The sequence below is a fragment of the Luteimonas gilva genome, assembly GCF_005239095.1.
GTDB classification, from domain to species: Bacteria; Pseudomonadota; Gammaproteobacteria; order Xanthomonadales; family Xanthomonadaceae; genus Luteimonas_C; species Luteimonas_C gilva.
On the sequence record NZ_SZUA01000002.1, the window covers coordinates 504,620 to 525,292 of the forward strand.

Annotated in this window: 19 protein-coding genes and 2 pseudogenes; 16 read left to right on the plus strand and 5 right to left on the minus strand. The window is 66.2% G+C overall.

All coding sequences use genetic code 11. From position 1 onward, the window contains the following. Positions 1-138: 138 nt before the first annotated feature. Positions 139-327 carry a hypothetical protein gene (locus FCE95_RS10250; protein WP_137266921.1) on the minus strand — a complete coding sequence of 63 codons (189 nt, stop codon included), beginning with the start codon at positions 325-327 and terminating at the stop codon, positions 139-141. Positions 328-454: 127 nt separating this feature from the next. Here FCE95_RS10250 and ubiE point away from each other — a divergent pair, with 127 nt between their 5' ends. The 5 genes from ubiE to FCE95_RS10275 all read left to right on the plus strand — a co-directional run bounded on the left by ubiE (position 455) and on the right by FCE95_RS10275 (position 5,884). Beyond that, the gene (ubiE, locus tag FCE95_RS10255) at positions 455-1,216 is read left to right on the plus strand and encodes a bifunctional demethylmenaquinone methyltransferase/2-methoxy-6-polyprenyl-1,4-benzoquinol methylase UbiE (RefSeq protein ID WP_137266922.1); all 762 of its coding nucleotides are present in this window, start codon (positions 455-457) and stop codon (positions 1,214-1,216) included. A gap of 207 nt (positions 1,217-1,423) precedes the next feature. Then, on the plus strand, positions 1,424-3,364 hold the full coding sequence (locus FCE95_RS10260; protein WP_137266923.1) for a M1 family metallopeptidase: 1,941 nt from the start codon (positions 1,424-1,426) through the stop codon (positions 3,362-3,364). Between the two features lie 119 nt (positions 3,365-3,483). Then, complete coding sequence (locus tag FCE95_RS10265; RefSeq protein WP_137266924.1) at positions 3,484-4,458, plus strand: alpha/beta fold hydrolase; 975 nt, start codon at positions 3,484-3,486, stop codon at positions 4,456-4,458. Next, positions 4,455-5,171: a hypothetical protein gene (locus FCE95_RS10270; RefSeq protein ID WP_137266925.1), complete on the plus strand. Its 717-nt coding sequence runs from the start codon at positions 4,455-4,457 to the stop codon at positions 5,169-5,171. The genes FCE95_RS10265 and FCE95_RS10270 overlap by 4 nt, the downstream gene beginning before the upstream one ends. 245 nt (positions 5,172-5,416) lie before the next feature. Next, the gene (locus tag FCE95_RS10275) at positions 5,417-5,884 is read left to right on the plus strand and encodes an aminoacyl-tRNA deacylase (RefSeq protein ID WP_137266926.1); all 468 of its coding nucleotides are present in this window, start codon (positions 5,417-5,419) and stop codon (positions 5,882-5,884) included. A 128-nt stretch (positions 5,885-6,012) separates the two neighbouring features. On the opposite strand, the gene FCE95_RS10280 is transcribed toward FCE95_RS10275, so the two are convergent. Together FCE95_RS10280 and FCE95_RS10285 are read right to left on the minus strand one after the other, a co-directional pair. Next, positions 6,013-6,333 carry a hypothetical protein gene (locus tag FCE95_RS10280; RefSeq protein WP_137266927.1) on the minus strand — a complete coding sequence of 107 codons (321 nt, stop codon included), beginning with the start codon at positions 6,331-6,333 and terminating at the stop codon, positions 6,013-6,015. A 6-nt stretch (positions 6,334-6,339) separates the two neighbouring features. Continuing rightward, positions 6,340-7,272 (minus strand): carbohydrate kinase family protein, encoded by a 933-nt coding sequence (locus FCE95_RS10285; protein WP_137266928.1) that lies wholly within the window; start codon positions 7,270-7,272, stop codon positions 6,340-6,342. A 230-nt stretch (positions 7,273-7,502) separates the two neighbouring features. Here FCE95_RS10285 and FCE95_RS10290 point away from each other — a divergent pair, with 230 nt between their 5' ends. The 5 genes and pseudogenes from FCE95_RS10290 (at position 7,503) to rodA (ending at position 13,286) form a co-directional block, all read left to right on the plus strand. Next, positions 7,503-8,549: a rod shape-determining protein gene (locus FCE95_RS10290; RefSeq protein WP_137266929.1), complete on the plus strand. Its 1,047-nt coding sequence runs from the start codon at positions 7,503-7,505 to the stop codon at positions 8,547-8,549. Between the two features lie 251 nt (positions 8,550-8,800). Beyond that, positions 8,801-9,706: pseudogene (gene mreC, locus FCE95_RS10295) on the plus strand (rod shape-determining protein MreC); the annotation flags it as partial. An 8-nt stretch (positions 9,707-9,714) separates the two neighbouring features. Further along, positions 9,715-10,197: a rod shape-determining protein MreD gene (gene mreD, locus FCE95_RS10300; protein WP_137266931.1), complete on the plus strand. Its 483-nt coding sequence runs from the start codon at positions 9,715-9,717 to the stop codon at positions 10,195-10,197. Next, positions 10,197-12,041: pseudogene (gene mrdA / locus FCE95_RS10305) on the plus strand (penicillin-binding protein 2); the annotation flags it as partial. The gene mreD and the pseudogene mrdA, both read left to right, overlap by 1 nt. Positions 12,042-12,173: 132 nt before the next feature. Then, entirely contained in the window at positions 12,174-13,286 is a 1,113-nt protein-coding gene (gene rodA / locus FCE95_RS10310) for a rod shape-determining protein RodA (protein WP_137266933.1), read from the plus strand. Positions 13,287-13,390: 104 nt separating this feature from the next. Here the strand turns inward: rodA and FCE95_RS10315 are convergent, their stop codons facing one another. Next, positions 13,391-13,843, minus strand: a complete 453-nt coding sequence (locus FCE95_RS10315) for an REP-associated tyrosine transposase (RefSeq protein WP_137266934.1) — start codon at positions 13,841-13,843, stop codon at positions 13,391-13,393. A 188-nt stretch (positions 13,844-14,031) separates the two neighbouring features. On the opposite strand from FCE95_RS10315, the gene mltB reads away from it, so the two are divergent. From mltB to FCE95_RS10330, 3 genes are all read left to right on the plus strand, one after another. Continuing rightward, a complete protein-coding gene (mltB, locus tag FCE95_RS10320) occupies positions 14,032-15,147 on the plus strand; it encodes a lytic murein transglycosylase B (RefSeq protein ID WP_137266935.1) in 1,116 nt (371 codons plus the stop codon). Next, a complete protein-coding gene (locus FCE95_RS10325) occupies positions 15,144-16,418 on the plus strand; it encodes a septal ring lytic transglycosylase RlpA family protein (protein WP_137266936.1) in 1,275 nt (424 codons plus the stop codon). Before mltB ends, FCE95_RS10325 begins: the two co-directional genes overlap by 4 nt. Positions 16,419-16,666: 248 nt before the next feature. Then, positions 16,667-17,890 carry a D-alanyl-D-alanine carboxypeptidase family protein gene (locus tag FCE95_RS10330; protein ID WP_137266937.1) on the plus strand — a complete coding sequence of 408 codons (1,224 nt, stop codon included), beginning with the start codon at positions 16,667-16,669 and terminating at the stop codon, positions 17,888-17,890. Between the two features lie 69 nt (positions 17,891-17,959). On the opposite strand, the gene FCE95_RS10335 is transcribed toward FCE95_RS10330, so the two are convergent. Further along, positions 17,960-18,325, minus strand: a complete 366-nt coding sequence (locus tag FCE95_RS10335) for a hypothetical protein (RefSeq protein ID WP_137266938.1) — start codon at positions 18,323-18,325, stop codon at positions 17,960-17,962. A gap of 339 nt (positions 18,326-18,664) precedes the next feature. On the opposite strand from FCE95_RS10335, the gene FCE95_RS10340 reads away from it, so the two are divergent. Genes FCE95_RS10340 through lipA form a run of 3 tightly spaced genes read left to right on the plus strand, consistent with a single transcriptional unit; the run spans position 18,665 to position 20,611 of the window. Next, complete coding sequence (locus FCE95_RS10340; protein ID WP_137266939.1) at positions 18,665-18,943, plus strand: DUF493 family protein; 279 nt, start codon at positions 18,665-18,667, stop codon at positions 18,941-18,943. After that, entirely contained in the window at positions 18,931-19,611 is a 681-nt protein-coding gene (gene lipB, locus FCE95_RS10345; protein ID WP_137266940.1) for a lipoyl(octanoyl) transferase LipB, read from the plus strand. The genes FCE95_RS10340 and lipB overlap by 13 nt, the downstream gene beginning before the upstream one ends. A 1-nt stretch (position 19,612) precedes the next feature. Next, complete coding sequence (gene lipA / locus FCE95_RS10350) at positions 19,613-20,611, plus strand: lipoyl synthase (RefSeq protein ID WP_137266941.1); 999 nt, start codon at positions 19,613-19,615, stop codon at positions 20,609-20,611. Positions 20,612-20,673 lie beyond the last annotated feature (62 nt).

The following is a 20,673-nucleotide window of genomic DNA, read 5'->3' on the forward strand; positions in this document are numbered from 1 at the left end:
GGTTTTGCGTAGAGTCGAGCTTGCTCGGCTGCCTTGTTTTGGTTTGTGTAGAGCGGAGCTTGCTCCGCTGCCTTTTTCCCGGAATCCGAAGAGCAGTCGAGCAAGCTCGACTCTACAAAAGCGCCTGGTCGCGAGCGCCTAGCGCCCCGGCATCGCCTTGTTCACTGCGGCCAAGGCCCCCACGCCCGCCGCGATCGATATCACGCCGACCAGCCAGGTCCACACCCGGCCGCACTTGACGCACTCGATGTCGATGATGCCACCGGGCCCGAACAGGATGATGAGCCCGCCGACGATGATGATCCAAACAGCCGCGTACCTGATCATGTGCTCCTCCTTGGCGCGACGGGCCGGGCTTCCGGCCATCGCCGAGATTCCCCCTGCGACCTAGGCCAACGCGGGGCGGGGCGGCCAAAGGCCATCGTGCCCGGCCCGGCGATGCGATAATCGCCCCATGAGTGAACGAGACCAGGCCCCGGGCACCACCCATTTCGGTTTCCGCGACGTGCCGGTGGGCGACAAGCAGAAGCTGGTCGGCGAGGTGTTCTCGTCGGTGGCCGGCAATTACGACCTGATGAACGATCTGATGAGCCTGGGCATCCATCGGGTCTGGAAGCGTTACTTCGTCGCCACCGCGCAGGTGAAGCCGGGCGACCGCGTGCTCGATCTGGCCGGCGGCACGGGCGACATCGCGGCGTTGCTCAAGGACCGCGTCGGCGCGACCGGCGAGCTGGTGCTCGGCGACATCAACGGCGCGATGCTGCGCGTCGGCCGCGACCGCATGACCGACCGCGGCAACGTCCGCGGTTTCGAATACGTGCAATGCAACGCGCAGACCCTGCCGTTCCCGGACGCGAGCTTCGACCTGGTCACCATCGCCTTCGGCCTGCGCAACGTCACCGACAAGGACGCGGCGCTGCGCGAGATGCACCGCGTGCTGAAGGTCGGCGGCCAAGCGCGGGTGCTGGAATTTTCCGAAGTGAAAGCGGATTGGTTCAAGCCGCTGTACGACTTCCACTCGTTCCAGGTGCTGCCGCGGCTGGGCAAATTGTTCGCGCAGGATGCGGACAGCTATCGCTATCTGGCCGAATCGATCCGCAAGCACCCGCCGCAGGACGAACTCAGATCGATGATGGAGGCGGCGGGTTTCGCGCGCTGCGATTACAAGAACCTGTCCGCCGGCATCGTCGCCATCCACACCGGCTACAAGGTCTGAGCGAACGTAGCCCGGGGTAAGCGCAGCGCACCCGGGGCCGCGTCGCGACGTGCTTCCCGGGTGCGCTGCGCTTACCCGGGCTACGTCCGATGCGGCCGGGAAAGATCGAATTCGGGCCGGAAATCCCGTAGAAACCGTGACAACCGCGGCACCGTATCCCGGCCGAGACGGTAAACTCGCGGTCCCCGTTCCCCCCGAAGGCCGCCCATGCGACTGCCTATCTTGCTGTCTTGCCTCGCCATCGCCCTGGCCGCGGGCTGTTCCCGCGAATCCGCCGATACCGCTTCTTCGGCGCCGGCCGCCAAATCGGAGGCTGCCGCCGTGACCGTGGTCGACGAACATTCCTATGCCGAACCGGCCAAGGTCGTCACCGACGATCTGGCGCTGGACCTGAAGCTCGATTTCGCCGGCAAGACCTTGTCCGGCACGGCGACCTACACGCTCGACTGGAAGGACAAGAGCGCCACCCAGCTGGTGCTCGACACCCGCGATCTGAACATCGAAAAAGTCGAAGGCGAAAGCGCGCCCGGCCAGTGGACGCCGCTGCAGTTCGCGCTGGCGCCGGCCGACAAGATCCTGGGCAGCAAGCTGACGATCCAGACGCCGGCCCGCAATGCGCACGTGCGCGTGACGTACGCGACTTCGCCGAACGCCTCCGGCCTGCAATGGCTGGAGCCGTCGATGACCGAAGGCAAGCAACAGCCCTTCATGTTCAGCCAGTCGCAGCAGATCCACGCCCGCAGCTGGGTGCCGCTGCAGGACACGCCGAGCGTGCGCTTCACCTATTCGGCGCACATCGCCGCGCCGCCCGAGGCGATGGTGCTGATGAGCGCCGACAACGATCCGGCCGCGGCGCGCGACGGCGACTACAGCTTCAAGATGCCGCAGAAAATCCCGTCGTACCTGCTCGCGATCGCCGCGGGCGATCTGGTGTTCAAGCCGATTTCTGGCCGCAGCGGCGTATGGGCGGAACCGGCGATGGTCGACAAGGCCACAGCCGAATTCGCCGACACCGAGAAGATGATCGAGACCGCCGAGAAGTTGTACGGCCCGTACCGCTGGGGCCGCTACGACATCCTGGTGCTGCCGCCTTCGTTCCCGTACGGCGGCATGGAAAATCCGCGCATGACCTTCGCCACGCCGACCGTGGTGGTGGGCGACAAGTCGCTGGTGTCGCTGGTCGCGCACGAATTGGCGCATAGCTGGTCGGGCAATCTGGTGACCTTTTCCAGCGCCAAGGACGCCTGGCTCAACGAAGGCGTCACCAGCTACGTCGAAAACCGCCTGGTCGAAGCGCTGTACGGCAAGGAACAGGCCGACATGGAGCGCGTCATCGCGCGCAACGAGCTGAAGGCAGAGTTCAAGCAGATCGATCCCAAGCTGCAGGCCTTGGCGCTGAAACCCGATGCGTTGCCCGATCCGGACGGCACGTCCAGCGCCACGGTCTACACCAAGGGCGCCTGGTTCCTGCAGTTCCTGGAAGAGCGCTTCGGCCGCGCCGAATTCGACGCCTTCCTGCGCGGCTATTTCGACCATTTCGCGTTCCAGAGCATCTCGACCGCGCAATTCGCCGACTACGCCAAAAAGAACCTGCTCGACAAATACCCGAACAAGGTCAGCCGCGAGGAATTCGACGCTTGGCTGTACGGCTCGGGCATCCCGGTCGGCGCGCCGGAAGCGCTGTCGCCGCGCTTCGGCGTGGTCGATTCCGCGCGCCTGGCCTGGCTGGGCAGCGCGCAGTTGCCGCCGCCGGCGATCACCGGCCCGTGGACGACGCAGGAGTGGGTGCATTTCATCGAAGGCATGCCCGAGACGCTCAAGGTCGAACAGCTCAAGCAGCTCGACGACGCCTACCATTTCACCGGCACGCCGAACGGCGAGATCGCGCAGCGCTGGTATCCGCTCACCGTGCGCAGCGGCTATCTCGACGCGCGCCCGGCGATCGGCGAATTCCTGCAGCGGATCGGCCGGCGCAAGCTGATCATGCCGACTTACCAGGCGCTGGCGGCGACGCCGGACGGGCTCGCTTTCGCCCAGGAAGTCTTCGCCAAGGCCAAGCCGGGCTACCACCCGATCACCACCGGGTCGGTGGAGAGCCTGTTGGCCAAGGCCAAGCCGGCCGACGCGCCGGCGCCGCCAACCCACTGAGCGGCGTTTGCGAAATGCGGTTCAGCCCCGACTGCCTTGTCGGGGCTGAAGCCCCTCCCACAAAGGCCTGAATCGGCGAAGATGCGCGTTCTGCAGGCTTCGTCCGGTGCCCGATACCTATGCGGCTGAGGCGCTCGATCGCTGTTGCTTCGCTGATCGCGATCGCGGTGTTGGCGATCGCGATCTGGCGCGACCCTTACGCCATCGTCAGCGCCGAATACGCGCGCCAGCGCATCGCCGCAGGCCTGTCGGAACACGAAATCGAAGCCGGCGGCTATCGCTGGCGCTATGTCGAGCGCGACGCCGACCGCGCCGGCGCGCCGACCTTGGTGCTGGTGCACGGCTACACCGGCAGCAAGGAAAACTGGTATCGCTTGGCCCAAGCGCTGGGGCGCGGTTACCGGCTGGTGATTCCGGACCTGCCCGGCTGGGGCGACAGCGAACGCAAACCCGGCGCCGATTACGGCTATGCCGCGCAGGCGGGCAATCTCGCCGCCTTCATCGACAAGGTCGCCGGCGGTCCGGTCGTGCTGGTCGGGCACTCGATGGGCGGCGGCATCGTCGCGGTGACCGCCGCGCGCTATCCCGACGACGTGTCGCGCGTCGGCTTGCTCGACGCTTCCGGGGTGCGCTTCAAGGACAACCGATTCGGCATCGACGTGCTCGCGGGCAAGAATCCGTTCGGCGTCACCGACGACGCCAGCCTGAAGGCCTATCTCGACATCCTGTTCAACGACGACACCGGACGTCCACGGATTCCGTGGCCGGCTTCGCAGGCCTTGATCGCCAAGCGCCGCGCCGACGGCGCGTTCGAACAATCCGTGCTCGACAAGATCGGCCGCGGCGATGAACGTTTCCTGCCTTACGATCTGGCCGCGGGGATTCGTCAACCGACGCTGCTGCTATGGTGCCGGCAGGATCGCGTGATCGACGCGAGCGCGCTGGAGATCTACGCCGCACGCATTCCGCAAGCGCAAAAAGTGCTGCTGGACGGATGCGGGCACATGTCGCTGATGCAGCAGCCCGAAGCGGTGGCGCGCGCGATCGGCCGGCTGATCGCAGACGAAGCTACGAACCGAGGACCGTTCCGATGAAGAAATACGCCGCATTGATGATCGCCGCCGGCCTGTTGGGCGCGTGCAAGGGCGAAGACCCGCAAGCCGCGGCCGCGGCGCAGGCCGCCGCGAAAGAACAGGCCGCGGCGCCCGTGCTGCAGCAATACGAAAGCGCGGTGGCGTCGCAGAACTGGGAGCTGGCCAAGGCGCAAGCCGACCTGCTGCAATGGCAACACAAGGGCACTCGGGCTGCCGCAAAGGCCGAGGAGAACTACGACGAGATCAAGGCCAAGGCGGACGCGATCAAAGAAGATCGGCGTTTGGTCGGCCTATGGAGTTACGACAACGTCGCGGTCGGCAAGAAGGGCACGCAGAAGACCGCGTCGATTTATTCGAAGGAGCGCGTCGACGTGGATGGCAGCGGCGCCAAGCCGGTGCGTCTGATCTTCCGCGACCATCCCGAATGGGGCAAAAGCGCTTATTTGGTGCTGCAATCCGGCGATTTCCGCTGTCCGGGCGGCTGCAAAGTGCAGGTTAAGGCCGACGGAGCCGCGGCCAAGCCGATGGCGGCGACGCGGCCGGACACCGACGAAGCGATCGCGATGTTCGTCGAAGACGAACGCGCGCTGTGGCGCATCGCGCGCAAGGCCAAATCGGTTTCGATCGAATTCCCGGTGAAGGCCGGCGGCACGCGCACCGCGGTGTTCGAGACCGGCGGATTGGATGGCGCGCGGCTTCCGGGCTGGGATTGAATTTCGCTTTTGTAGGGGCGGCTTCAGCCGCGAGCCCTTTGCAGCAAATTGCGATGCGGGAAAAGCTCGCGGCTAAAGCCGCTCCTACAAGAGAAGCCGTCGCATTCACGTAGCTTTATTCGGACGGGAGTAAGCTCGCTTCGTGCGATGCGAATCGCACCGAACGACGCAACGCCAGGACGCGCGCGTCACACACCTCTTCGGCGCTGCCGCTTCGGAAGGCCGACGGCGCCCTGGAGACGGCCATGCTCTCTCCCCGATTGCACCAGTTCCTCGACGAGCGCCACGCGCCGTACGCCACGCTCGCCCACCACCGCACCGTCACCGCGCACGACACCGCCACCGCGACCCACGTCGGCGAACAGCGATTCGCCAAGACGGTGATGCTGAAGATCGACGGCGCGATGGCCATGCTGGCGATGCCCGCCGCGTATCGCGTAGACCTCACCCGGTTGTCGCGCGCGCTCGGCGGCCCGGCCGTCGAACTGGCCACCGAAGACGAATTCAAAGGCGCGTTCCCCGATTGCGAATTGGGTGCGATGCCGCCGTTCGGGCATCTGTACGGCATGCCGGTCTATGTCGACGCGCGTTTGTCCGGGCACAAGGACATCGTGTTCAACGCCGGCTCGCACACTGATGCGGTGCGCATGAGCTATGCCGATTTCGAACGCCTGGCCGAGCCGCAGACGTTGTGGATGGCGCATGTGATGTAGGGCGGGCTTCAGCCCGCCGGCGCCATCGTTCCGCTGCGACGTTGGTCGGATCGGTGGAATGGCGATGGTGGGCTGAAGCCCACCCTACGTTACAACGCGTTGCCTGCGGGGCTGAGCCGGCATGCGCTTCATTTCGGCGTCTTATCGGGCGCCGCCGCCGGCGGTTTGGACGAGGCCGATTCGTCGAGGCTGTAGCCGAGCCAGGTAAAAAAGCCGAGAACGGCCAACGCGGCGAAAGCGATCAGCAACGCAAGCCAGGCGTTCTGGTCGTGGAACCACGTTACAAGCTGATCGTAGCTGCACATCCGCCCCGGCTTGTTCCAGGAACAGACTCTGCCCGCGAAGTAATAGCCTAAAAAGCCGACGATGCCGATCAGGCAGACGATAAAAAACGGAATCGATTCGACGTCGTACTGCCACCATGCCGACTCGCGCAGGCGACGAAACATGTCCGATTACAACGCGTAGCCGAACTGCTGCCGGAACTGCTCCGCGAATTCTTCGTAATCGAAGCGCTGGTTCTGCGTGCCCGGATGCTCGACCTTCAGCGCGCCCATCAGGTTGCCGATGCGGCCGATGGTCATCCAGTCGTAGCCCTTCTCGATGCCGAAGATCAAACCTGCGCGGAACGCGTCGCCGCAGCCGGTGGGATCGGTGACGCGGCGTTCGTGCGCCGGCGGGATGCGGTGCGATTTGCCGTCGGCGTGGATGTCGCAGCCTTGCGGACCGCGGGTGACGATATAGGCCTTCACCTTGCCGGCGATGTGCTTCTCGCTCCAGCCGGTGCGTTCCTGCAGCAGGTTGGATTCGTAGTCGTTGACGGTGACGTAATTCGCTTGATCGATGAAGTCGCGCAATTCCTGGCCGTTGAACAGCGGCATCGCCTGGCCCGGATCGAAGATGAAGGGAATGCCGCCCTCGGCGAATTCCTTGGCGTTCTGCAGCATGCCCTCGCGGCCGTCGGGGCTGACGATGCCGAAAGTGACGCCGGCGACGTTCTTCACGTGGTTTTCGTACGACCGCATCATCGCGCCGGGATGGAAGGCGGTGATCTGGTTGTTGTCGTGGTCGGTGGTGATGAAGGCCTGCGGGGTGAACAGCTCGTCGATCACCTTGACCTGGTCCAGGCGGATGCCCAGCTCGTCGAACCATTCGCGGTAAGGACCGAAATCCTGGCCGACGGTGGCCATCGGCACCGGCTCGCCGCCGAGCAGCTTGAGGTTGTAGGCGATGTTGCCGGCGCAGCCGCCGAACTCGCGGCGCATCCGCGGGACCAGGAAGGACACGTTCAGGATGTGCACCTTGTCCGGCAGGATGTGGTTCTTGAACTGGTCGGGGAACACCATGATGGTGTCGTAGGCCAGGGAACCGCAGATCAGCGCAGACATCGGCAAGGCTCGGGTTGGGGCGAAGGCCGGCTAGGGTAGCGGCATGGGGCGGGGGAGGCCAGCCATTGCGCGGTTTCGGCCGCAAGCCGTCGCCGGGAGAGGTGCCGAGAGGGCTGGGGTCTGTCTGGCGGGGGGCGCCGCGTCCGTTTGCTGCGGACCGACAACGGGCAAGCGTTTTTGCTAGGCTACACGACCTCTTTCGCGCCCCCACGAACGGACTTTTTTCCCCGATGTTCAAGATGTTTCGCGGTTTGTTTTCCAACGACCTGTCCATCGACCTGGGCACGGCCAACACCCTCATTTTCGTCCGCGGCCAGGGTATCGTGTTGAACGAGCCGTCCGTGGTCGCGGTGCGCCAGGACCGCATGTCCGGCGGCACCCGTTCGGTCGCCGCGGTCGGCGCCGAGGCCAAGCAGATGCTCGGCCGCACCCCCGGCCACATCACCACCATCCGGCCGATGAAGGACGGCGTCATCGCCGACTTCACCTATACCGAGGAAATGCTCAAGCACTTCATTCGCAAGGTGCACAAATCGCGCTTCCTGCGGCCCAGCCCGCGGGTGCTGATCTGCGTGCCCTGCGGCTCGACCCAGGTGGAGCAGCGCGCGATCAAGGAATCCGCGCTGGAAGCCGGCGCCCGCGACGTGTCGCTGATCGAAGAGCCCATGGCCGCCGCGATCGGCGCCGGCATGCCGGTCACCGAGGCGCGCGGCTCGATGGTGGTGGACATCGGCGGCGGCACTTCGGAAGTGGCGGTGATCGCGCTGAACGGCATCGTCTACTCGCAGTCGGTGCGCATCGGCGGCGACCGCTTCGACGAGGCCATCATCAATTACGTCCGCCGCAACCACGGCACCCTGATCGGCGAGACCACCGCCGAGAAGATCAAGCTGGAAATCGGCTGCGCCTATCCGCAGGCGGAAGTCCGCGAAATGGAAGTCTCCGGCCGCAACCTGGCCGAGGGCGTGCCGCGGATGATCGTGATCAATTCCAACGAAGTGCTGGAAGCGCTGCGCGAGCCGCTGGCCGGCATCGTGATGGCGATCAAGCAGGCGCTGGAACAGACCCCGCCCGAGCTGTGCGCCGACGTCGCCGAGCGCGGCATCGTGCTGACCGGCGGCGGCGCCCTGCTGCGCGACCTGGACCGCTTGATCAGCGAGGAAACCGGCCTGCACGTGCAGGTGGCCGACGATCCGCTGACCTGCGTGGCCCGCGGCGGCGGCCGCGCGCTGGAACTGCTGGACATGCACGGCAACGAGTTCTTCGCCGGGGAATGAGGTTCGGGCTTCGGCCCGCCGTTGCTCTTGTAGGAGCGGCTTTAGCCGCGAGCTCCTTCCGTAAATCGCGACATCGCAGCGATTTGAGAGAAAAAGCTCGCGGCTAAAGCCGCTCCTACGAAAAGCCCCGATCGCGAAAGTAGCGATGGGGTTTGGGTTTCGCGAACTTTTTCGCTTTTTCGCCGCTCCGATGAGCGGTTTTTCGCCGTCGACGGCATACTCTTTCGATCTTCGCGACACCGACCGACCACGTGCCTTCCTACGCCGGCCCCGCTCCCGCCCGACCTGCCGACATCGCCGGCACGCTGCGGCTGCTGGGTTATCTGGCGCTGGGCGTGGCCTTGATCGTGCTGGACCATCGCGGCGGTTGGCTCAAGCAGATCCGCGGCCAAGCCGAACTGGTCACCCAACCGCTGTGGTGGATCGCCGGGTTGCCGGGCCGGATCGGCAACAGCGTCCACGACGATGCCGCCACCCGCACGCGTTTGTCCGAAGACAATCGCTTGCTGCGCAACGCGCTGCTGATCAGCGGCGCGCGCCTGGCGCGGCTGCAGTCCGCTGCGGACGAGAACGAACGCTTGCGCGGCCTGCTCGGCGCGGTGGAGCGCGGCCAACTCGACGTGCAACTGGCGCCGATCCTCAATATCGACCTCGACCCGACCCGGCAGCGCCTGGTGCTCGGCGCCGGCAGTTCGGCCGGCGTGCGGATGGGGCAGGTGGTGATCGATGCCGGCGGCGTGCTGGGCCAGATCATCGAGGTCAAGCCGCTGACCTCCACCGTGCTGTTGCTGACCGATCCCGATCACGCGATTCCGGCTTCGGTGGCGCGCAACGGCGTGCGCTTGGTCGTCTACGGCCGCGGCGGCCGCTTGGAATTGGCGAACATCCCCCTGTCCAGCGACGTCAAAGTCGGCGATAGCGTGGTCACTTCCGGCCTGGGCGGGCGTTTCCCGGCCGGGTTTCCGATCGGCACCATCGCCGCGCTGCGTCCCGACGACAGCCGCGCTTTCCTGATCGGCGAATTGAGTCCCGCCGCGCAGCTCGACCGCGGTCGCGAGGTGCTGTTGCTGCGGGTGGATCGGGCCGCTCCCGCTCCCGCGAACGCCGCCGCGCCGGCGAGCGCCGAGCCGAAGCCTGTTCCGCCGGCGCCGAGCGGAGCGCCGCGATGAGCCGCTGGCGCCAGGGTTGGATCATGCCGCTGAGCGTGTTCATCGCGCTGCTGCTGGGCCTGTTGCCGTTGCCCGACGTGCTGACGCCGTTCCGCCCCTATTGGCTGGCCCTGGTCGTCGCGTATTGGGTGATCGAAAAACCCGACAGCGCCGGACTGGGTTTCGCCTTCGTTTGCGGCCTGCTCGCGGACTTGTCGGTCGGCGGCGTGCTCGGCGAGCAGGCGCTGCGGCTGACGGTGATGGCCTTCATCCTGGACCGCTTCCGCGCCCGCCTGCGCTTCTTTCCGCTCTCGCAGCAATCGCTGGCGATCGGCGTATTGTTGTTCAACGACCGCATCGTCAGCGCCGCGATCCATCTGGCGCTGGGCGAACCGCAACTGCCGGCGGCGTTCTGGTGGGCGCCGCTGCTGAGCGCACTGCTGTGGGCGCCGATCTATTTGTTGTTCGATGCGATCCGCCTCGGTAGGAGGGCACGCTGATGGGCCGCCGCCCGCAACGCCGGCAGATGAAGAACCTGGTCGCCGAAGCCGACCAGTTCCGCCGCCGCGCGCTGCTGGGTTTCGCCGGCGTGGTGGTCGCGCTGGGCGGCTTGGCGGCGTGGTATTTCAAGCTGCAAGTGATCGAGCACGCCGATTACGCGGCGCGCGCGGAGGCGAACCGGATCAAGCCGCTGCCGATCGTGCCCGGTCGCGGCCTGATTTACGACCGCAAAGGCCGCATCCTGGCCGACAACGTGCCGGCTTTCCGCCTGGACGTGGTGCCGGACAAGGCCAAGGACACCCAGCGATTGATCGCCGAGCTCGGCAAGATCGTCGCCTTGTCGCCGGAAGACATCGCCGCGTTCGACAGCGCGCGCAAGGCCAGCCGCGGCTTCCGCCCGGTCACGCTGAAATTGCGCATCAGCGACGAGGAAGCGGCGCGCTTCGCGGTCGACCGCTGGCGTTTCCCCGGCGTGGAATTGGTGCCCTACCTCAACCGCCGCTATCCGTACGGCGATCTGTTCTCGCAGATCATCGGCTACGTCGGCCGGATCGACGAGAAAGACCTGGAGACGATGGGCGAAACCAACGCCGCCTACACCCACATCGGCAAGACCGGCATCGAGCGGTTTTACGAGGAGGCGCTGCGCGGCAAGATCGGTTTCGAGCGCGTGGAAACCAATGTCGAAGGCCGGGCGATGCGCCAGCTCGGCGTGCAGCCGGCCACGCCCGGCGCCGACTTGCGCTTGAGCGTCGACCTCGATCTGCAGAAGGCGATGGTGGCCGCGTTCGGCGACATGGACGGCTCGGCGGTGGCGATGGATCCGCGCACCGGCGAAATCCTGGCCATGGTCAGCCTGCCCGGCTACGACCCGAACCTGTTCGTCAACGGCATATCGCACGCCGACTACAAAGCGCTGATCGAGAATCCGTCGCGGCCGCTGTTCAACCGCAACGTGCTCGGCGGCGGGCCGCCGGGTTCGACGGTGAAGCCGCTGATCGGCCTGGCCGGCCTGGACAGCGGCATGCGCACGCCGGAATGGAAGGTGTTCTCCACCGGCGAATTCCACATCCCCGGCCAGCGCCGCGGCTGGCGCGACGCGCACGGCGGCGCGGGCTGGACCGATCTGCGCAAGTCGATCGCCGCGTCAGTGAACTACTACTACTACAAGCTCGCCTACGAGATGGGGATCGAGCGTTTCGACGTCTACATGCGCAAATACGGCTTCGGCGCGCCGACCGGCATCGACCTGGCCGGCGAACGCGCCGGCGCGGTGCCGTCGCCGGAAGAGAAGGCCAAGCGCACGAAAGAGCCTTGGTATCCGGGCGAAACCGTGAATGCGGGCATCGGCCAAGGTTCGTGGATCGTGACCACGCTGCAGTTGGTGCGCGGCACCGCGGCGATCGCCAACGGCGGCGAACTGGTGCGTCCGCACCTGGTCGCCGCGCGGCGCGACGGCTATCAATCGCCGTGGGCGCCGTTGCCGCAGCCGCCACCGGTCCGCATCACCGACAACGCGAACAATCTGCGCGCGGTGCAGGAAGGCATGGCCGGGACCATGAAACCCGGCGGCACCGGCTTCAGCCTGACTCGCGGCCTGAGCTATCCCATCGCCGGCAAGACCGGCACCGCGCAGAAGATCAGCCGCAAGGGCGGCGCGAGCTTCAATCCGCACATGCTGCCGTACCACTTGCGCCACCAGGCGCTGTTCGTCGGTTACGCGCCGGCGGACAACCCGACGATCGCGATCGCGGTGTCGGTGGAGCACGGCGGTTACGGCGCCAGCACCGCGGGGCCGATCGCGCGCAAGATCCTCGACTTCTGGGTGCTGGGCAAGATGCCCGAACCCGATCCGGACGCGATCCCGATCGCCCCGCCGGAGGTCCAGCCCGAGACGGTGCCCGACGAGATCGCCGCCGTCGCCGCGCCGGCGTTGACCGCATCGCGATGACGGGCGCTCTGTGACGGCCGTCCTATGAATTTCATCCTGCGCTGGCTGGCGGACGTCGTCGCGCGCATCGTGCGCACGCTCGACGCGCCGTTGTGCATCGCCTTGCTGGCGCTGATGGCGATCAGCTTGATGGTGCAGTTCAGCGCCGGCAACGGCAGCTTGCGCCCGGTGCTGGCCCAGGGCGCGCGCTTCGCGATCGGCGCGGCGGCGATGTGGGGTTTGTCGCGGCTGCCGGCGATGCGCCTGCGCGGCTGGACGCCGGCGATCTATGCGGCGTCGCTGCTGCCGCTGTTCCTGGTGCTGCTGATCGGCACCGGCAAGCACGGACGCCATTGGATCGACCTGAAGCTGTTCTATTTCCAGCCTTCGGAACTGCTCAAGCTGAGCCTGCCGATGATGGTGGCTTGGTATCTGCATCGCGAACCGCTGCCGCCGCGGGTGCGGACCGTCTTGATCGCCGGCGCGATGATCGCGGTGCCCACCGGCTTGATCCTGCTGCAGCCGGATTTCGGCACGGCGATGCTGGTCGCGGTGAGCGGCGTATTCGTGCTGTTCCTGGCCGGATTGCAATGGTGGTGGATGGGCGCGGCGATCGCCGGCGTGGCCGCTGCGGCGCCGGTGGCCTGGTTCTGGTGGCTGAAGCCGTACCAGAAGGACCGCATCCTGACCTTCCTGAATCCCGAATCCGATCCGCTCGGCACCGGCTGGAACATCATCCAATCCAAGATCGCGGTCGGCTCGGGCAGCTGGTTCGGCAAAGGTTGGGGCCAGGGCACCCAGTCGCGGTTGGACTATCTGCCCGAACACACCACCGATTTCATCTTCGCCGTGCTGAGCGAGGAATTCGGCTGGGTCGGCGTGGTCGTGGTGCTGTCGCTCTACCTGTTCGTGATCGGCCGCTGCCTGTGGATCGCTTCCGAGGCGCGCGACACTTATTCGCGTGTGCTGGCCGGCGCGCTGGGCTTGTCCATGTTCGTGTACGTGATCGTCAACGGCGGCATGGTGTCCGGCCTGCTGCCCGTGGTGGGCGTGCCGATGCCGCTGCTCAGCTACGGCGGCACTTCGGCCGTGTCCCTGCTCGCGGGCCTGGGCGTGGTGATGGCGGTGCGCGCGCATAAGCCCATGCACGTGCGTTGATGACCTGCTGAAAGCTGTTTGTGGGAGCGGCTTTTCCTAGGAGCGGCTTCAGCCGCGAGCTCTTTCCATCCGATACTGGCGACATCGCGATTTCGTGCGATCGCCTAAACCCAGACCGCATCCCAATAAGGGTAGTCGCCCACACGCTCGACTAATCCTGCCCGCACAGGATTCATAGCCAAATATCGTGCCACGACCCGCAGGTCTTCATCCTTCCGCACGGCCCGGTCGTGGAAGCCCGGATCCCAGATTCGGCCCAGATAAGGGTGGGACCTACGTAATTCCCGAGCAGTGTTGCCTTTGAGGCGACGCATGCAATCCGAGAGGTCTTCGTGTTCGCCCAATTGGACCAAGCCATGCCAGTGATCCGGCATCAGCACCCAAGCCAGAAGCTGCGAACGCCGCCATGCCTCCGCAGACGAGATCAGGCCAGCCATGAAAGAGGCGGTTTCCCAGTTGCGAAAGTGAGGGTTGCGATTGGCCGTAGTGAACGTCACCAGATAAATCTGTCCGACGCGGGAATGGCGGCCGCGTTTGAGTGCAATTTGTTGTGTCATGCCGCCATATCGCCAGGCCGCGAATGTTTTGGGCAGCGGTGGATTCCCTAAATCGATGTAGGGAATAGGCGTGAGGGCAAGAGCTCGCGGCTGAAGCCGCTCCTACGAAGAGCAAAGCCTTAACGGGAAGTGGCTAAGTGCGATTCGAAGTTGGGCCTGCGCGAATTCGCGTGCTACCCTCGCCGCCGATGACACGACGTGCCCTGGCCTGCCTGCTGCCATTCGCTCTCGTTGCCTGCGCGACGAACGCCAAGTCTCCCCCTTCCGCTCCGCCTGCCTCGCCTCCAGTCGCGCAAACGATGCCGGAACCGGCCTTGCTGCCCAAAGTGCCGCAGCCGCCGGAGCGTCCGGTGGCGCCGGCGTCGGTGACCGATCCGGCGATTCCGCGCGAGCAGCGCATCGAAGCTTTCGTCGACTACGCGGCGCAAACCTACCAAGCCGATCCGGCCTTCGTCCGCTCGGTGCTGGCGCAGGCGCAATACCAGCAGAAGATCGTCGATGCGATGAACCGCCCGGCCGAAGCGGTCAAGCCGTGGCGCGATTACCGGCCGATCTTCATGACCGATGCGCGCATCGAAGGCGGCCGCGCCTTCTACGCCGCCAATCGCGATGCGCTGGACCGGATCGCCGCCGAAACCGGCGTGCCGGCCGAATACGTCGTCGCGATCATCGGCGTGGAGACCAGCTACGGCAAGATCACCGGCAACTACCGCGTGGTCGATGCGCTGTACACGCTCGCCTTCGATTATCCGAAGCGCGCGCCGTTCTTCGCCGGCGAACTGGCGCAGTTGTTCGCGCTCGGCAAGGCCGAGCCGCAGTTGGACATCCTGGCGCTGAAGGGCAGCTACGCCGGCGCGATGGGCATGGGCCAGTTCATGCCGTCCAGCTACCGCTTATGGGGCAAGGATGGCGATAACGACGGCCAGCGCGATCTGCTGACCCATCTGCCGGACGTGTTCGCGTCCATCGCGAATTATTTCGTCGTGCACGGCTGGCAACGCGGCGGCCCGGTCGTCGCGCGCGCCGAACGCGCCGCGGACGCCGCGGATTTCGTGCCGGACGGGCTCGATCCGGTCTATCCGTTGGCCGATCTGGCCGCGCGCGGTTACCGCCCGCAATCGGGCGAGCCGACCGCCGAGGGTGCCACGCTGCTGTCGATGGACGGCGAGCTCGGCAAGGAATACTGGCTCGGCTATCGCAATTTCTACGTCATCACCCGCTACAACCGCTCGCCGATGTACGCGCTGGCGGTGCATCAGCTGGCGCAGGCGATCCGCGCCGGTACGCCGGCGGGCGCGCCGTGAAGCGCATCGCGCTGCTCGCGTTCGTGGGCGCGCTCGTCGCGTGCGGCAGCGCACCTAAAAAAGCGGCGCCGCCCGCGGCCGGGCATGCGCCGCCTTCGTCGTCCTCCTCGCGCACCGCGGGCAGGCGCGGTTCGCCTTACGCGCCCGCGCAAGAGGATTTGAGCAAGCGCGGCGACTACACCGCCGGCGGCTTGTACGCGCCGGGCGTGCGCGACAGCGCGCCGGAAGGTTTGGAGGACGTCGACCTGATCCCGGAACCGGACGTCGTGGACGAGCCGCGCTCGCGCTACGGCAATCGTTCGCCGTACCAGGTGCTTGGCAAATCCTACCGCGTGCTGGACAGCGCCGAAGGCTACGACGAGGAAGGCACCGCGTCGTTCTACGGCAACAAGTTCCACCGCCGCCGTACCTCGTCGCTGGAGGTGTACGACATGTACGCCTTCAGCGCCGCGCACAAGACCTTGCCGTTGCCCAGCTACGCCCGCGTCACCAATCTCGATAACGGCAAGTCGGTGATCGTGCGGGTCAACGATCGCGGGCCGTTCCACGACGGCCGCGTCATCGACCTGAGCTATGCCGCGGCGGTGAAGTTGGGCATCGACCGCAAAGGCACCGGCAACGTGCGCGTCCAAGGCTTGACCGCCGCCGACGCCAAACATCGCGACGCGGATACGCGCGTGGCCACGCCGCAGATGCCTGCATCCATGCCGCGGCCGCGGCAAGACACCGCCATCGATAAATTGGTCGCCGCGTTGCCGATCGCATCGGCCTCGGCGGCCGAGCGCAAACCGGAAGCGCCGCCGCCGGCCAATACCGATTACCGCTTCGACATGCGCCAGGACGGCAAGCCGATGACGGTGAAGGAATTCGACGCCTGGATGAAGGCGCGCAAAGTCAGCGTGGCCACGGGCAAGCCGGGCAAGCTGGAGCGCGTCGACGCCAAGGTGAAGCCGGTGGCGCCCGAGCCGGTCGCGCCGAAGGCCGCCGAGGCCGCGGTGGCGAGCCGGATCGCTTCGCAACCGGCGCCTGCCGGCAAAGCGGGCGACGTCACCCTGCAAGTGGCGAGTTTCGCCAGCGAGCAGAACGCCAGCCGGGCTTTGACCATGCTGCGCGGCGCCGGCATCGACGATGCGCGCCTGCAGGACGCGCAGGTGAACGGGCAGAAGCTGTGGCGGCTGCGGGTCGGGCCGGTGCGCGGGGATTCGGCGACGGAACTTGCCGGGCGGATCGCCGGTCTGGGATTCGGGCAGCCGCGGGTGGTGAAGGATTAGCTTGTTCCTCCCCCGGGGGAGGATGCCTCGAAGAAGGCAGGAGAGGGGACGCGAAGCGGAGCGAGCGTGCTTTTGATCTTGCTCGTAGCTCTGCGCCAAACGCCGAAGCCTCTCCTTGGCCCTTCGCACCTGTCCCTCTCCCGTAAAGGGAGAGGGTAAAAGCGGGGTTTTCGGCAGCTTTAGTGGCTAAAATCCCGGGTTTCGCTTGGTCCGCCGCTTGCGGGCCCGCCTTTAGGAGTTCTTGATCGATGAAATCCGCTTCCGCCACCGGCGCCGCAGTCATCGCAGCGCTGGCCACCGCCGCTTTCGGCCTGGCCTTCGCCCAGCAGCCCGCCCCGCAGCCTTCGGCCCCGCCCGCCGCGGTCGCTTCCGGCGAACTGCCCGTGCCGCCCGCGCCCGCGCCGAAAGTCGCTTCGGCTTGGCTGCTGATGGACTACGCCACCGGCCAGGTGCTGGCGGGCGAGAACTTCGACAAGCGCGTCGAGCCGGCCAGCATCACCAAGGTGATGACGTCCTACGTGATCGCCGCGGAGATGAAGAACGGCAAGGTCAAGGCCGACGATCCGGTGATGATGAGCGAGAACGCCTGGCGCAGCGGCGGCGCCGGCACCGACGGCAGCTACAGCGGTTTCGAGGTCAACAAGACCGCGCCGTTGGAGCAGATGGAAAAGGGCATGGTGGTGCAATCGGGCAACGACGCCGCGATCGCCCTGGCCGAGCACGTCGCCGGCAGCGAAGAAGCTTTCGCTTCGCTGATGAACCAGTACGCCAAGCGCATCGGCATGACCGGTTCGCATTTCGTCAATCCGCACGGCCTGTCCGCGCCGGAGCATTATTCGACCGCGCACGATCTGGCCCGCCTCGGCCGCGCGCTGATCCACGACTATCCGGTCGCGTACTCGTACAACAAGATCAAGGAATTCACCGTCGGGCCGATCACCCAGCCCAACCGCAACCTGCTGCTGTGGCGCGATCCCAGCGTCGACGGCATCAAAACCGGCCACCATTCCGGCGCCGGCTACTGCCTGATGGCCTCGGCCAAGCGCGGCGACCAGCGCCTGATCACGGTGGTCATGGGCGACACCAGCGAGAACCAGCGCGCGGTCGATTCGCAGGCGCTGCTCAACTGGGGCTTCCGTTTCTTCGAGACGCACACGCTGTACACGGCCGGCAAGCAGGTCGCCAAGCAGAAAGTGTGGAAAGGCCAGGCCGACGAAGTGCGCCTGGGCGTGGCCGAACCGATGCTGGTCAGCGTGCCGCGCGGCCGCTACGCGCAGCTGAAGCCGTCGATGGACGTGCCCAAGACGCTGGTGGCCCCGATCAAGAAGGGCCAGAAGATCGGCACTGCGAAGGTTTCGCTGGACGGCAAGGTGATCGCGCAAGCGCCGTTGGTGGCGATCGACGGCGTGGAAGAGGGCGGCTTCTTCAAGCGTCTGTGGGACGAATTCTGGATGTGGTGGGAATCCACCTGACCGCATCGCGGATCCGAACGGCAAAACCGGCCGCAGGGCCGGTTTTGTTTTTGGGAATCGATGCGAGGCTCACTCCGCTTCGCCGATCGGCTCGTCCCCGCTCCACAAACCGTTGTCGCTGTTGGCGCCGTGGTACCACAGATACAGCGGCTTTTCGTTCCTGAGCAAGTCCAGGATGTTGGCGAAGTCGCGCAAGCGGTAATTCAGCACGATGTGGCCGTCGGCCAACTGATCGGCCGGCAGGGCGGCATCGTCGGCATGGAAGAACAAGTCGCCGACGTAGGTCGCGCCGCGCTTCAAGCCGATGCGGCGCATGCCGTTGCGCGACGAGTAGATGACGCTGTAGGCGTCGACCAAGCCGGACGGATTGAGCAAACGGAACGGATTGCGGGTCGTACGGTCCGCCAGCGGGCCGACCACTTTCTTTTTCGCCATGACGCTCTCCTTGCGCGGCCGGTCGCGGCCGGGGTCAGCAAGGCCAACGCGGAAAACGGCTGCGGCCTGCCATCACATCGCGCCGATCACCGCCAACAGGGCGCAGAACGTCAACAAGAACAGGAGCGCGTATTCGACGATGGGTTTTTTGCCGCTGCGGTTCATGGCGCTGTCGGGTGGGCGCGCCGCCGTTCGGCGCCCTTCTCACGACGGAGGCGCGATGCCGGAATGGCCAGGCCGCCGATCCGCTGCGGAGAGGTCGTTCAGCGGCCGTATCGGGGCTGCGGGGCCGCGACCGCCGCCCTTGGGTTGGGCGCTGAACGGACCCATAATCGGCCCATGGAAATCAAGTCCGACAACCCCGAGCACGGCTTCCAGTTCCCGGGCCAATTCGAGATCACCGCGATGGGTCCGGCCAATGCCGGTCTGGAAAGCGAAATCCCCCGTTTGCTGACCGCCGCCGGCATCGACGTGCTGCACGAAACGGTGAGCTGGCGCGAATCCAGCGGCGGCAAATTCGTGTCGGTGAAGCTGAGCTTCCGCGCCGAGTCGCGCGAGCAGTACGAAACGGCGCACGAGGCCTTGCGTTCGCATCCGGAAGTGAAGTGGACGCTGTGAGCGGGCGGAGCGGCATCGTCCGCGATCTGGGCCGGCAAGCCTACGAACCGGTGTGGCGCGCGATGCAGCGTTTCACCGATGCGCGCAACGACGAAACGCCGGACGAAATCTGGATCGTCGAACACGATCCGGTGTTCACATTGGGCCAGGCCGGCAAGCCCGAACACGTGCTGATGCCGGGCGAGATTCCGGTGCTGCACGTCGATCGCGGCGGCCAGGTGACCTATCACGGCCCGGGCCAGATCGTCGCTTATCCCTTGCTCGACCTGAAGCGGCTGAAGATCGGCGTGCGCGAATACGTGCAGCGGATCGAGCAAGCCATCATCGACACCTTGGCCGAGTGGAACATCCACGCCGAACGCCGCGAAGGCGCGCCCGGCGTGTACGTGGCCGGCGCGAAAGTCGCCGCGCTGGGCATCCGCGTGCGCCGCGGCTGCACCTTCCATGGCCTGGCCTTCAACGTAGCGATGGACCTGGAGCCTTTCCGCCGGATCAATCCCTGCGGCTACGAAGGCCTGCAGGTGACCTCGGTGCTAGACTTGGGCGGCCCGTCCGGTATGGATGCGGTCAAGCCCGTGCTCCTGGAGCAGCTTTCCCGCCAGTTCGGCCTCGCGCTGCGCGCCGCGCCGCCGCCGGATTTCGCTTCCCTGGATTCGCAAGCCGCCTGACATGACCGAACCCGTCGCCAAAACCATTCCGTTGCAGGTCGTCGCTCCGGCCGCGCTCGAGCCCGGCGCGAAGCAAGTGGCCGGCGACAAGATCGCGCGCAGCCCGGTCAAGTTCGACGACGCGCCGGTGCTGCGCAAGCCGTCGTGGATCCGGGTGCGCATTCCCAGCAACGGCGCGGTCGCCGCGCTGAAGGCGAAGTTGCGCGAGAACCGCCTGGTCACCGTGTGCGAGGAAGCCAGCTGCCCGAACATCCACGAATGCTTCGGCCACGGCACCGCCACCTTCATGATCCTGGGCGAGGTCTGCACCCGCCGCTGCAGCTTCTGCGACGTCGCCCACGGCCGGCCCAAGCCGCCCGATCCGCTGGAGCCGTTCAACCTGGCCAACACCATCGCCGACATGGGCCTGAAGTACGTGGTGGTGACCAGCGTCGACCGCGACGACCTGCGCGACGGCGGCGCCCAGCATTTCGTCGATTGCATCGCCCAGATCCGGGCCAAGACGCCGAACACCAAGATCGAAATCCTCACGCCCGACTTCCGCGGCAAGGGCCGCATGGAACGCGCGCTGGACATCCTCGCCGCGAATCCGCCGGACGTGTTCAACCACAACGTCGAGACCGTGCCGGACTTGTACGCCAACGTCCGTCCGGGCGCCGACTACCAGTGGTCGCTGACCTTGCTGCAGAAATTCAAGCAGCAGCATCCGGACGTGCCGACCAAGTCCGGAATCATGCTCGGCCTGGGCGAAACGATGGAACAGGTGCAAGGAACGCTGCGCGACCTGCGCGCGCACGGCGTGGACATGGTCACCATCGGCCAATACTTGCAGCCGAGCGCGCACCACCACCCGGTGCTGCGCTACTGGACGCCGGACGAGTTCAAGGCGCTCGAGATCTACGGCATGTCGCTGGGCTTCACCCACGTCGCCTCGGGTCCGCTGGTGCGTTCGTCGTACCACGCCGATCGCCAGGCGGCCGAGGCCGGCGTCGCCGCCTGAACAGGCGTTCTGCAACGCAGATTCCCACGGCTAAGCCGCATCCGGCTGACGCAGCGTTCACA

Coding starts and splice junctions, on each gene's coding strand:
- FCE95_RS10250 (WP_137266921.1), bottom strand. CDS start 327: ATGATCAGGTACGCGGCTGTTTGGATCATCATCGTCGGCGGGCTCATC.
- ubiE (WP_137266922.1), top strand. CDS start 455: ATGAGTGAACGAGACCAGGCCCCGGGCACCACCCATTTCGGTTTCCGC.
- FCE95_RS10260 (WP_137266923.1), top strand. CDS start 1,424: ATGCGACTGCCTATCTTGCTGTCTTGCCTCGCCATCGCCCTGGCCGCG.
- FCE95_RS10265 (WP_137266924.1), top strand. CDS start 3,484: ATGCGGCTGAGGCGCTCGATCGCTGTTGCTTCGCTGATCGCGATCGCG.
- FCE95_RS10270 (WP_137266925.1), top strand. CDS start 4,455: ATGAAGAAATACGCCGCATTGATGATCGCCGCCGGCCTGTTGGGCGCG.
- FCE95_RS10275 (WP_137266926.1), top strand. CDS start 5,417: ATGCTCTCTCCCCGATTGCACCAGTTCCTCGACGAGCGCCACGCGCCG.
- FCE95_RS10280 (WP_137266927.1), bottom strand. CDS start 6,333: ATGTTTCGTCGCCTGCGCGAGTCGGCATGGTGGCAGTACGACGTCGAA.
- FCE95_RS10285 (WP_137266928.1), bottom strand. CDS start 7,272: ATGTCTGCGCTGATCTGCGGTTCCCTGGCCTACGACACCATCATGGTG.
- FCE95_RS10290 (WP_137266929.1), top strand. CDS start 7,503: ATGTTCAAGATGTTTCGCGGTTTGTTTTCCAACGACCTGTCCATCGAC.
- mreD (WP_137266931.1), top strand. CDS start 9,715: ATGAGCCGCTGGCGCCAGGGTTGGATCATGCCGCTGAGCGTGTTCATC.
- rodA (WP_137266933.1), top strand. CDS start 12,174: ATGAATTTCATCCTGCGCTGGCTGGCGGACGTCGTCGCGCGCATCGTG.
- FCE95_RS10315 (WP_137266934.1), bottom strand. CDS start 13,843: ATGACACAACAAATTGCACTCAAACGCGGCCGCCATTCCCGCGTCGGA.
- mltB (WP_137266935.1), top strand. CDS start 14,032: ATGACACGACGTGCCCTGGCCTGCCTGCTGCCATTCGCTCTCGTTGCC.
- FCE95_RS10330 (WP_137266937.1), top strand. CDS start 16,667: ATGAAATCCGCTTCCGCCACCGGCGCCGCAGTCATCGCAGCGCTGGCC.
- FCE95_RS10335 (WP_137266938.1), bottom strand. CDS start 18,325: ATGGCGAAAAAGAAAGTGGTCGGCCCGCTGGCGGACCGTACGACCCGC.
- FCE95_RS10340 (WP_137266939.1), top strand. CDS start 18,665: ATGGAAATCAAGTCCGACAACCCCGAGCACGGCTTCCAGTTCCCGGGC.
- lipA (WP_137266941.1), top strand. CDS start 19,613: ATGACCGAACCCGTCGCCAAAACCATTCCGTTGCAGGTCGTCGCTCCG.